Here is a 10,976-nt window from a genome sequence, read left to right as displayed (position 1 = left end):
CACTGTGCGCCCACGGCTTTCACTGTGCGCCCACGGCTTTCACTGTGCGCCCACGGCTTTCACTGTGCGCCCACGGCTTTCACTGTGCGCCCACGGCGGGCCTGAGCGGCGTGCCGCCGCCCCCACCGCACAGTCGTCGCCGTGGACGCACAGTCGACACGGAGCCCGTCGATCCGCGTCACTGCTCGTCGGATGGTGGCTCGGCAGGTGAAGGCTCGTCGGGTGAAGGCTCGTCGGGTGAAGGCTCGTCGGATGAGGGCTCGACTGACGGGGCCGCACCGCTCAGCCGGGCCCGCAGTTGCTCGCGGTCCCGCCGCCGTCGCGCGCCGGCCTGCTCGAGCGTGGCCGTGGCCCGGCGCCGCAAGGGTGCGAGCAGCCAGATGCCCAGCGGCATCCCGATGATCAATGCGAACAGCACGGCGACGACAACAGGGAACTCGCGCACACCCAGCAGCCGGGCCGTTCCGTAGATCACCCCGCTGAGCAGCACCACCAGCGCCAGCCGGGCCGCCGCGTAGAGCGCGACGTCACCCACGGCGCGGGGGGTGGAACCGCGACCGTCTGGCACAGTGCGAGCCTACGACGCAGGTATATTCGGGCCAAGGAGGTTATCGAGTGCTGTACCTGCTCCTGGTCCTCGTTCTGGGGACGCTGATCTACATCGGATGGCGGGCCGCCCACGCACAGGTGAGCCGGCCGAAAACGCGCGTCATCGGCCCTGACGATGATCCGGAGTTCTTGCGGCGGCTGGGCCCTGGCAACAGGTGACAACCCCCGTTGAGCAGCCAACCTCCCAGCCGGGCTAGATGAAATCGCGGCGCTGGTCGCTGGGAAAGCCGTCGGCGACAACGGCCGCCAGTTCGATGAACGCTTCCCGGGTTTCCCGCCTGAGCCGATCCAGGTTGATCTCGGCGCCCTCCTCCAGATGCGGGTCGAACGGCACCAACCGAACCGCCCGGCACCGGCGCGAGAAATGGTCCACCACCTTTTGCATGTCGACCTTCCCCGAACGCGGCCGCACGGCGTTGATGACCGCGATCGAGTTGCGCACCTGCTCCTCGTGGCCGTGCGCGTCCAGCCAGTCCAGCGTCGCCGAAGCGCTGCGTGCGCCGTCGATCGACCCGGAGCTGACTACGATCAGCGTGTCGGCCTTGGCCAGCACCGCCGACATCGCCGAATGCAGCAAACCGGTGCCGCAGTCGGTGAGCACCAGGCCGTAGAACCGTTCCAGGATTTCCAGGGTTCGGGTGTAGTCCTGGTCGCTGAACGCCTCCGACATGGCCGGGTCGCTTTCCGAGGCCAGCACCTCCAGCCGGCTGGGACCCTGCGAGGTGTAGCTGCGGACGTCGCTGTAGCGCTGGATGCCCTCGGCGTCCCGCAGCAGATGCCGCACCGTCGCCGGCGTCTCCGACGGCACCTTCTGGCTCAGCGTGCCGCGGTCGGGGTTGGCGTCGACGGCCACGACCCGGTCACCGCGGATCGAGGCGAAGACAGCACCGAGACCTGCGGTGACGGTGGTCTTGCCGACGCCGCCCTTCAGCGACAACATCGCCACCCGATAGCAGCCCCGCAGCGGCCGGTTCACGTGGACCAACAGGTCGTTGTACCGCATGACCCGCGGGCTTTCGCCCAGATTGATCAGCTGTCCCGACATCAGATACAGCCACCTGCGCCAGCCTTCCGACGGCGCGGGTTTGACCTGACGCAACAGCGACCGCGTGGACAGTTCCGGGTAGGGCGTGGGCGGCGCGGGCATGTGCTGGTAGGGCGTCTGAGCGTGGCCGCCGCCCGGCTGCCCGCCGTAATACCCGCCGGTGTAGCCGGGCGAATCCACGACGCGCGGCATCCCCTTGGCCGGCGTGGCCGCCCACGCGCGCGGCTCGGCGACGGTCTGCGGCGGCGGTACCGCCCGGGTTCGGTTGTCGGCGACGCGACGCTCCGTGCGGAAACCGGCGAATGCCCTGGTCTCCGCGTCGCCGGTGGGAGCGGGCGGCTCGCCGAAGGGCGGCTGGGGCGGCAACTGCGTCGTCGGCTGGTCCGGGTTGCCGCCAGCCGCCCCGGCGCCCCGCGTCGGATGGTCAGACACGTGCACTTCCCCTCATTGCAGCCCTCGTCGCAGCCCTCGTCGCAGCACCCCAAAAGTTAGCCGACACCCGCATACGAGTGCAGGCCCACGGTCACCAGGTTAACGAAGAACAGGTTGAACACCATGGCCGCGAAGCCCACCACGTTGATCCAGGCCGCCTTACCGTCCCGCCAGCCTACCGTCGACCTGGCATGCAGATAGGCGGCGTACACGATCCAGGCGACGAACGCCACCGTCTCCTTGGGGTCCCAGCCCCAGTACCGGCCCCAGGCTTCCTCGGCCCAGATCGCGCCGAATATGACGCCGAAACCGAAGACCGGGAACGCGAAGATCGTCGTGCGGTAGGCGATCCGGTCCAGCGTCGGCGCGTCGGGCAGGCGCTGCACCACGCGGGCAACGGCACCGGACGCGTCCGCGTCGCCGAACCGGGACGTCCGCAGCAGAAACAGGATGCTGGCCACCCCCGCGACCAGGAAAACCCCCGAGCCGAGGCTGACCACCGACACGTGGATGGGCAGCCAGTAGGACTGCAGCGCCGGCATCACCGGGGCGGCGTTGGCGTAAAGCCAGTGCCCCGACACCGTCAACAAGATCAGCACCGGCAGCAGCACGAACACCCACAGCGGGCGGTACTGGGGGCGGCGCAACACGATCGCACCGGCAACCAACCCGCACAAGCAGGTCAGGTTGATGAACTCGTACATGTTGCCCCACGGCACCCGCACGGTGGCCAAACCGCGCAGCACGATGCAGGCCAGCAGCGCCCCGGTGCCCGCGTACACCAGGACCAGACCCGCCCGGCCCGCTCGTTCGTCAACCGGGCGCCGCGGTGCGTCGAGCACGACGCCGGGTGTGACGCTGTCGGCCCCCACCGCCCCGGCCGTCACCAGCGGGCGGTCCGGCCGGCGGGTGCGCGCGTAGGCCAGCTCGGCGGCCAGCAGCAGCAACGCCACCACCAGCAGCACCACCGCCGACGTGAACGCCCAGTCGGAGGCTCGGGCCAATCCGACGTGGATGTGCGGGGTGTTCATCGGCGTCACTCCTCAATCCCAACCGGCTGGGCAGCCGCGGGCGCGCCGAATCCGGCCACCAACCGCCCGGTGAGCCGCTCGAATTCGTCGCCCCACCCGGAATTGTCGGTGCGCGCCAGACCACCCAGCTCGATGTTCACCGTACCGAGGGTCTCGCCCGGCGCGACGCGGACCCAGACCCGTCGTCGGCGCACCAGCAGCGACACCACCAGCCCGGCCATCATCGTGACGGCGAACACCAGCACCGCGACCTGACCGGGATCGTGGGAGACCTGCAGGTTGACGAACGGCACGGCGCCGTCGAAGCGCACCGCGGTGCCGTCGGAGAGCCGCACCTGTTCGCCGGCCCGCAGGTTCACCCGCGCCAGCTTGGTCAATCGGTGCTGGTCGACGAGCCTGGTGTCCAGGGTGTAGAGCGACTGCGGCCGGCCGGTGTCCAAGCCGGTGTCGCCGGCATAGACGTCGATCGCGACGGCCGGCGCGTTCAGGGCGGGAAAGCTCGACGACAGCAGGGTGCCGTCGAGCTGTTCGGTGGGCGCCAGCAGGCCCTGGATGGCGATCTGGTGTTTGCGACGCTCGGCGGCGTCGGGATAGGTGCCGGCCGGCGGGTCGACGCGCGCGACCCCCGAGGACAGCAGCGTCTGCGGGTTGTCGGGCCGCCATTGCACGGTCGACGTGCGGGTCTGCCCGTCGGCGAAGGTGACCGTGAAGGTCGGCGCGTAGCCGTGGCCCTGCAGGTACACCCGGTTGCCGCCGATGCGCAGCGGGTGGTTGACCTCTAGCCGGTAGGGCCGCCACCGGTCGACGGCTAGGTCGGGGCCGGCCTGGTAGTCGATGCCCGCCGCAAAGGACGTGGCCTGGCCGGAGGGCAGGTAGTGCGCGGCGAAGTCGTCGACCCGGATGCACAGCGGATGCAGGGACGTGCCGTCGACGACGTTGCCGGCGCGGAACGAGTCGAACGCGGCCGGGGACGCCGAGCAGAATCCGGGGCCGCCGTCGGCGATCACGATCACGTTGCCCTCGTAGCCGAACAACGCACCGATGCCGACCGCCACCAGCAGGCCCAACAGCGAGAAGTGGAACGCCAGGTTGCCGGCCTCGCGCAGGTAGCCCTTCTCCGCGGACAGCTCGGCGGTGCCGTCGTGGTGGCGGACGACGGTGCGCCAGCCGCGCAGCCGGCTTGCCATCGCCGCGGCCACCGCTCCCGGGTTTTGGGGGTCGCCGATCAGCTGCGCGCTCGCGTGTTTGGGCAGCCGCCCCAGGTTGCGCGGTGCGGCCACCGGTGTGGCGCGCACGCTGCGGACGTGCTCCAGCATCCGCGGGGTCAGGCAGCCCACCAGCGAGGTGAACAGCAGCACGTAGATGGCGGTGAACCAGAAGCTGGAGAACACGTCGAACGCCTGCACCCGGTCCAGCCACGGCCCGAGCAGCGGATGGGCGGCCAGGTAGTCGTCGACCCTGCCGGCGTTCAGGCTGCGCTGCGGCAGCAACGCGCCGGGCAGCGCGCCCAGCACCAGCAGGAAAAGCAGCACCAGCGCGGTGCCCATCGACGTCAGCGAGCGCCAGGTGTTGCGCCCATTCTGCGCGAGCCAGCGGGCGGCGCCCACCGCTCGCCGCCTCATATCGGCAACCTCACGTCGGACACGAACGCGTCGCGAACCCACCCGACGACACCGTTCCAGACCCCGGTGGCCAGCGCCAACCCGACGGCGACCAGCAGGATGCCACCGACGATCTGCAGCGCCCGGGTGTGGCGGCGCAGCCAGCCCAGCCCCGCGACGGCCGTCGCCGACCCCAACGCCATCAGCACGAACGGGGCACCCAGCCCCAGGCAGTAGGCGACCACCAGCACGATCCCGCGGGCCACGCTGGCGCCGTCGGTGGCCGACGCGACGGTGATCACGCCGGCCAGCGTCGGACCCAGGCACGGCGTCCAGCCCAGCGCGAACACCGCGCCCAGCAGCGGCGCCCCGACCAGCGTCGACAACAGGCGCGGCGCGAACCGGGCCTCGCGCTGCAGGCCCGGGACGAACCCGACGAACACCAGGCCCATCACCACGGTCAGCACACCGCCGACCCGCTGCAGCACCAGCTGATCGGTGATCAGCGTGGTGGTCATGCCGAGCACGGCGACGGTGCCCAGCACGAACACCGCGGTGAATCCGGCCACGAACAGCACCGCCGAGCCGGCGACACGCCACCGCGCACCGGGCGGGGCCTGCTGCGTGCCGGGCGCCGGCGTCTCGTCGACGCCCACGACCGCGGCCAGATAGGACAGGTAGCCGGGCACCAGCGGCACCACGCACGGCGACGCGAACGACACCAGGCCCGCCAGCAGGCACACCGCCAGCGCCAGCGCCAGCGGGCCGGCGGCGGCGATCTCGGTGAACCCGTTCACTGCGGTCCCGGGTGCGGCTGCCCCTCGGCCGCGATCCGCTGTACCACCGGCCGCAGGTCCTCGGCCAGCAGTTCGCGCAGGAAGACCGCGGCCACCCGGTGCTCACGGTCGAGCACCAGCGTGGAGGGGATGACGGTGGTCGGGTATCTGCCGCCGAAGGCGATCATGGTGCGCATCGCCGGGTCGTAGATCGACGGGTACGTCACGTTGCGGTCGGCCACGAAGTCCTGGGCGGCCTGCCGGCTGGTGTCGCGCACGTCGATGCCCAGGAATGCGACGCCGTCGGCGCGGGTGGCGGCATACACCTGCTGCAGCTGGCCGACCTCGGCCCGGCACGGCCCGCACCACTGCCCCCAGACGTTGACGACGACGACGTCGCCGGGAAAGTCGTCGACCGACAGCGTGCGCGCCGGGTCCGTCAGGTCGGGCCCGGCCACCCGCCCCGGGCGGCCGCGGCCGGCCGGCGGGTCGTAGAAGATGTCGGTTTTGCCGCCGGGGGCGACGAATTCGAAGGTGCCGCCCTGCGCGACGGCCCCCTCACCGGGCGAACAGCCGGCCAGCAGGACGGCCAGCAGCGCCCCGATGATCGCCGGCCGCCGCATCGTCATCCACCCGCCGGGACCGCGTATTCCACGTCGGCCAACCGGTCGCCGTCGTAGACCAGCGAGGTCACCGACGCGACCGCGCACTGCCGGCGGCGCGGGTCGTGCCAGAGCCGTCTGCCGGTCAGCTGCAGCCGCAGAGTCCAGACCGGCAGTTGGTGGCTCACGCAGATGGCCTCGTGGCCGGCAGCGCGGGCGCGCATCTTGTCGACGGCGGTGGCCATCCGGGCGGCGATCTGCGCGTACGGCTCACCCCACGACGGGGTGAACGGATTGCGCAGCTGCCACCACATTCGGGGGTCGCGCCAGGCGCCGTCACCGGGGCCGAGACGCCTGCCCTCGAAGACGTTGGCCGACTCGATCAGGTCCGCGTCGGAGTCCACCGCAAGGCCGTGGCGCGCGGCGATCGGGGCGGCGGTCTCCTGCGCCCGCTGCAGCGGCGAGGCGATCACCGCGACCACATCACGGTCGGCCAGCGCGTCGGCCACCGCCTGCGCCTGCCGATTTCCCTTGTCGGACAGGCGGAATCCAGGCAGCCGCCCGTAGAGGATGCCGTCGGGGTTGTGCACCTCGCCGTGACGCACCAGATGGATCCGGGTCAGTTCGGCCATCAGGGTCGACTCTCCCCGGCGGCTGCGGCGGCGGTGGGCAGCGCCGCGTCGATCGTCTCGAACGCGGCGTCGTCGAGAGCGGCCGAGACGAACCACGACTCGAACGCGCTGCACGGCGGGTACACGCCGGCGTCCAGCAGGGCGTGGAAGAAGGCCGGGTAGCGCCACGTCTGACTGGCCCGGGCCGACGCGAAATCGGTCACCGGCGTGTCACCGAAGAACACCGACAGCATGTTGCCGGACCGCGAAATACTGTGTGGCACCGAGAATTTGCTCAGAGCATCGGAGAGCATCCCGGCCAGCCGGTCGGCGTTGGCATCCAGCGCGCGGTACACCGCGTCGTCGGCGGCGCGCAGCGTCGCCAATCCGGCGGCCACCGCCACCGGGTTGCCCGACAGCGTGCCGGCCTGATACACCGGGCCCAGCGGCGCCAGCCGGTCCATCACCTCGGCGCGCCCGCCGAACGCCGCGGCCGGCAAACCGCCGCTCATCACCTTGCCGAACGTGAACACATCGGCGTCCACCGGATCGATTCCGTACCAACCACTTCGGCTGACCCGGAAGCCGGTCATCACTTCGTCGACGATCAGCAGCGCGCCGTGCCCGGCGGTGATCCTGCGCAGCGCGGCGTTGAACCCGGGCGCCGGCGGGACGACGCCCATGTTGCCGGGGCTGGCCTCGGTGATCACCGCGGCGATGTCGGCGCCGAACCGCGCGAACGTCTGTGCGACGGCATCGATGTCGTTGTAGGGCAACACAATCGTGTCGGCCGTGGTGGCGCCGGTGACGCCCGGCGAGGACGGCAGACCCCGTGACGATCGCGAGCGCGGCGAAGCCGGGCGCGGTGGGTCGTCACACAAGCCCAGCGTCGCCACCCCCGATCCGGCGGCGGCCAGCAGTGCGTCGACGTGTCCGTGATAGCAGCCGGCGAACTTGACGATCTTGGCCCGCCCGGTGAACCCGCGGGCCAGCCGCACCGCGCTCATGGTGGCTTCGGTGCCGGAGTTCACCAGCCGCACCTTGTCGACGGGCGCCACCCGGCCGATGATCTCGGCGGCCAGCTCGCTCTCCGCCGGGGTCGGCGCGCCGAACGACAACCCGCCGGCGGCGGCCCGGACGACGGCGTCGACCACCGCGGGGTGGGCGTGACCCAGGATCATCGGCCCCCACGAGCAGACCAGGTCGACGTAGCGGTTGCCGTCGGCGTCGGTGAGCCGGCAACCGTCGGCCCCGGTGATGAACAGCGGGGTGCCGCCGACCGCGGTGAAGGCCCGCACCGGCGAGTTCACCCCACCGGGGATGACCGCAAGCGCGGCGTCGAACAACGTCGCCGACGCCGCCGTGCGGGCCGCCGTCGCGTGCTGTGTGCCGGACATGTCCCCAGTGTCCCAGCTGATCCGAAGTTGTCGACTACAGGGTGTAGTTTTCGTGCGGGCGGGGCCGGGCTGCCACCGGGGCATGGCGCTCAATGACCACGGCTCTCAATGACTGAGTAGGCGGCGGCTCGGGCCGCCGTACCATGCGGGTATGCAGCTTCCGCAGCGGCTCGCCCGGTTCAACCGTCGCGTGACCAACCCCATCCAACGGCTGTGGGCCGGCCGGCTTCCCGGATACGGCATTCTCGAGCACGTCGGGCGCCGCTCCGGCGCTCTGTATCGCACCCCGTTGACGGTGTTCAGCGCAGACATCGACGGCACGCCGGGGGTGGCGATCCTGCTGACCTACGGCCCGGACCGCGACTGGCTGAAGAACCTCAACGCCGCCGGTGGCGGGCGAATGCGGCGCCACGGCAAAACCTTCGGTGTCACCGATCCACGAACGGTCACCCGCGCCGAGGCGGCGCGGTACCTGAGCCCCCGACTGCGGGCGATCTTCGCCAGGGCGCCCTTCGAGCAGGCGGTGCTGCTCACCAAGACCGGCTGAGACTCGACCTTCCCGCCGGTCACGCTGCGCAGCAGAGCATTTCGCGGATCCGATCCAGTCGGGGCACGCCGCTTCCCAAACAAGGCCACCCCCGCATGGGTCACCCCCGCATGCCACGATCGCCGGCACGACCGGGAGTACCGCGGCGACACCGGGTCGTGACGGTCCTCTCAGCCGGACAGTGTGGTTGGGGCCAGCGCCACATCCACGGCAGGCTCACTGGACAACACGTGGGTCACCGGAATCGCATACGCCGAGCGGGCCCGCTCGACCAGGTGCAGCCGTGGCCAGCTGGAGCGGTCTTCGGCGATCACCAACTGGTCCGGCGCGAAGCGCTCGATCGCATCGGCCAGCGCGTGCAGCGGACGGTCGTCGCCGATTTCTCCTGCGGCGCTCAGTCCCGCGTGGCGCATCGCGGTCAGCATCGCCTCCAGCCGGTGATGCGCGGCCTCCCGGGTGGCATCCCAGACGTACACCGGGCCGGTGGTCTCCGCCTGCCCGGTGCCGATGGGGCTGGCCGGCACACAGATGAAGTAGTCGGCGCGCCGTTGCCTGTCGACCCGGCTCAGGGCACCGAAAAGCTGTCTGGCGGAAAGGTCTTCGTTGGCCAGGATCAGCACCCGCCTGGCTTTGCCGGTCGGCGGTGCGCCGAAGTCCGGCTCGGCCGGCCGGCGCCAGCGGCGGGCGGCGCCGTACAGCACCAAGACCACCGCCCAGGACAGCAGGCTCAGCCAGAGCTGGGTGCGAGCGCCGTCGTCGAACACCATCTGCGCGAGGATGGCGACCATGCCGGCCAGGGTGAGGATCGACAAGCCCGGGAACAACCACATCGTGACCCGCAGCCGCTCCGGCGCCGTCCGGCGACGCAGCACGATCTGCGACAGGGCAATCAGCATGTACACGAACAGCACGGTGGCGCCGGACGATTTCAGCAGGAAGACGAACACCCCGGCGGGGGCGATCCACGCCATGACCACGCACACAAACCCCACCACCGACGAGCACAGCACGGCGATGTAGGGCACTCCGCGACGTCCGACCTTGACCAGCCGGGCGGGCGCCTCGTGGCGGGCGGCGAGTACGAACAGCATTCTCGACGCGGTGTACAGGCCCGAGTTCAGACACGACAGCACCGCCGTCAGCACCACGGCGTTCATGATTCCCGCCGCGGCGGGAATCCCCATAGCGGTCAGTGCGGCAGCATAGGGCGAGGTGCCGAGTTCACTTGCGTGCCATGGCACGATGACCGCCAGCAGGAACACCGAGCCCACGTAGAAGACCAGGATGCGGGCGACGACCGACGTGGTGGCGCGCCGGACGGAGCGCTCGGGATCCGCGGTTTCGGCGGCGGCGATGGTGGCGACCTCGGCCCCGACCATCGTCGAGATCACCACCGCGACGGCGCCGAAGATCGTTGCGACGCCGTGCGGGAAGAGTCCGCCGTGCCCCATCAGATTGCTGAGGTCGAGGTGACGGCTGGGCCACAGCCCGAGAACGAAGAGCGAGCCGACACCCAGGAAGACCACGATGGTGGCGACTTTGATTCCGGCAAACCAGAATTCGAACTCGCCGAACGAGGACACCGAGATCAGGTTGGTGGCTGTCATCGCCAGCATCAAGACCAGCGAGAGCAACCACAGCGGAGCGTCGATCCAGTAGCCCACGACTCGCCCACCCGCGACGGCCTCGAAGCCGACCACGATCACCCAGAAATACCAGTACAGCCAGCCCACCGAGAAGCCCGCCCATTCGCCCAGAGCCTGGCGGGCATAGTCGGCGAAAGATCCGGTCGCCGGGTTGGCGCTGGCCATCTCGCCCAGCATCCGCATCACCAGGACGATCAGCACCCCGCAGATCGCGTACGTCAGGAACGCGCCGGGTCCCGTCTCGCCGATGATGACTCCGGACCCGACGAACAACCCGGCACCGATCACCCCGCCGATCGCGATCATGTTCAGCTGTCGCTGCGAGAGCCCTTGCCGCAGCTTCGCCGTGGTGGCCGGGCCGTCCTGCGGTGTCGGCAGCATGGTCGGACGCTAACACCCGTCGGGGCCGTCGCGGCCGATCAACACCGGCACCGACGGAAATGACACCAGCCGACCGCCCAGGCTTTCAGGGTTGACGACGCACGCCTGAGTTGGGGCCGGTTCCGGTTCGCTGGTACACATCGCGTTCGGGCTGCTGCGCCAACCCTGGAGAGCAACCCAACCCGGAAGGTCAACCCAACCCGGAAGGTCAACACAGAAAGTTCGGCTCTCCTGACATCGATGTGGATCGGGGAGCGTGTGGTATAGGGCGGGGCTGTGAGTGGGGGCGCACGGACGG

General features: G+C 70.5%; 11 protein-coding genes. 2 read left to right on the top strand and 9 right to left on the bottom strand.

Features of this window, described 5'->3' with window-relative positions; genetic code table 11:
- Positions 1–178 precede the first annotated feature (178 nt).
- The gene (locus ABDW21_RS14440; protein ID WP_343601846.1) at positions 179–568 is read right to left on the bottom strand and encodes a DUF4229 domain-containing protein; all 390 of its coding nucleotides are present in this window, start codon (positions 566–568) and stop codon (positions 179–181) included.
- A gap of 47 nt (positions 569–615) precedes the next feature.
- Here ABDW21_RS14440 and ABDW21_RS14435 point away from each other — a divergent pair, with 47 nt between their 5' ends.
- Positions 616–768 carry a hypothetical protein gene (locus tag ABDW21_RS14435; protein WP_343601844.1) on the top strand — a complete coding sequence of 51 codons (153 nt, stop codon included), beginning with the start codon at positions 616–618 and terminating at the stop codon, positions 766–768.
- A 34-nt stretch (positions 769–802) separates the two neighbouring features.
- Here the strand turns inward: ABDW21_RS14435 and ABDW21_RS14430 are convergent, their stop codons facing one another.
- Genes ABDW21_RS14430 through hemL form a run of 7 tightly spaced genes read right to left on the bottom strand, consistent with a single transcriptional unit; the run spans position 803 to position 8,104 of the window.
- Positions 803–2,092: a MinD/ParA family protein gene (locus ABDW21_RS14430; RefSeq protein ID WP_343710612.1), complete on the bottom strand. Its 1,290-nt coding sequence runs from the start codon at positions 2,090–2,092 to the stop codon at positions 803–805.
- Between the two features lie 50 nt (positions 2,093–2,142).
- The gene (ccsB, locus tag ABDW21_RS14425; RefSeq protein ID WP_343601840.1) at positions 2,143–3,117 is read right to left on the bottom strand and encodes a c-type cytochrome biogenesis protein CcsB; all 975 of its coding nucleotides are present in this window, start codon (positions 3,115–3,117) and stop codon (positions 2,143–2,145) included.
- Between the two features lie 5 nt (positions 3,118–3,122).
- Complete coding sequence (locus tag ABDW21_RS14420; protein ID WP_343601838.1) at positions 3,123–4,739, bottom strand: cytochrome c biogenesis protein ResB; 1,617 nt, start codon at positions 4,737–4,739, stop codon at positions 3,123–3,125.
- Positions 4,736–5,515, bottom strand: coding sequence for a cytochrome c biogenesis CcdA family protein (locus ABDW21_RS14415; RefSeq protein ID WP_343710611.1), 780 nt, complete (start codon positions 5,513–5,515; stop codon positions 4,736–4,738). The genes ABDW21_RS14420 and ABDW21_RS14415 overlap by 4 nt, the downstream gene beginning before the upstream one ends.
- Positions 5,512–6,117 (bottom strand): TlpA disulfide reductase family protein, encoded by a 606-nt coding sequence (locus ABDW21_RS14410; protein WP_343601854.1) that lies wholly within the window; start codon positions 6,115–6,117, stop codon positions 5,512–5,514. The genes ABDW21_RS14415 and ABDW21_RS14410 overlap by 4 nt, the downstream gene beginning before the upstream one ends.
- Before the next feature lie 2 nt (positions 6,118–6,119).
- On the bottom strand, positions 6,120–6,728 hold the full coding sequence (locus ABDW21_RS14405) for a histidine phosphatase family protein (RefSeq protein ID WP_343601834.1): 609 nt from the start codon (positions 6,726–6,728) through the stop codon (positions 6,120–6,122).
- Entirely contained in the window at positions 6,728–8,104 is a 1,377-nt protein-coding gene (hemL, locus tag ABDW21_RS14400) for a glutamate-1-semialdehyde 2,1-aminomutase (protein WP_343601832.1), read from the bottom strand. The genes ABDW21_RS14405 and hemL overlap by 1 nt, the downstream gene beginning before the upstream one ends.
- 151 nt (positions 8,105–8,255) lie before the next feature.
- Here hemL and ABDW21_RS14395 point away from each other — a divergent pair, with 151 nt between their 5' ends.
- Complete coding sequence (locus tag ABDW21_RS14395; RefSeq protein WP_343601830.1) at positions 8,256–8,651, top strand: nitroreductase family deazaflavin-dependent oxidoreductase; 396 nt, start codon at positions 8,256–8,258, stop codon at positions 8,649–8,651.
- A gap of 170 nt (positions 8,652–8,821) precedes the next feature.
- On the opposite strand, the gene ABDW21_RS14390 is transcribed toward ABDW21_RS14395, so the two are convergent.
- On the bottom strand, positions 8,822–10,678 hold the full coding sequence (locus ABDW21_RS14390) for an amino acid permease (RefSeq protein ID WP_343601828.1): 1,857 nt from the start codon (positions 10,676–10,678) through the stop codon (positions 8,822–8,824).
- Between the last annotated feature and the right edge of the window lie 298 nt (positions 10,679–10,976).

It is taken from the genome of Mycobacterium sp. (assembly GCF_039583805.1).
In the GTDB taxonomy this organism is placed as follows: domain Bacteria; phylum Actinomycetota; class Actinomycetes; order Mycobacteriales; family Mycobacteriaceae; genus Mycobacterium.
The sequence above is the reverse complement of the archived record's forward strand: the minus strand, read 5'-3'. Positions and strand labels throughout refer to the sequence as shown.

What these genes read in the sequence shown, in the direction of transcription:
- ABDW21_RS14390 (WP_343601828.1), bottom strand. Translation starts at nt 10,678, where the DNA reads ATGCTGCCGACACCGCAGGACGGCCCGGCCACCACGGCGAAGCTGCGG.
- ABDW21_RS14405 (WP_343601834.1), bottom strand. Translation starts at nt 6,728, where the DNA reads ATGGCCGAACTGACCCGGATCCATCTGGTGCGTCACGGCGAGGTGCAC.
- ccsB (WP_343601840.1), bottom strand. Translation starts at nt 3,117, where the DNA reads ATGAACACCCCGCACATCCACGTCGGATTGGCCCGAGCCTCCGACTGG.
- hemL (WP_343601832.1), bottom strand. Translation starts at nt 8,104, where the DNA reads ATGTCCGGCACACAGCACGCGACGGCGGCCCGCACGGCGGCGTCGGCG.
- ABDW21_RS14420 (WP_343601838.1), bottom strand. Translation starts at nt 4,739, where the DNA reads ATGAGGCGGCGAGCGGTGGGCGCCGCCCGCTGGCTCGCGCAGAATGGG.
- ABDW21_RS14395 (WP_343601830.1), top strand. Translation starts at nt 8,256, where the DNA reads ATGCAGCTTCCGCAGCGGCTCGCCCGGTTCAACCGTCGCGTGACCAAC.
- ABDW21_RS14410 (WP_343601854.1), bottom strand. Translation starts at nt 6,117, where the DNA reads ATGCGGCGGCCGGCGATCATCGGGGCGCTGCTGGCCGTCCTGCTGGCC.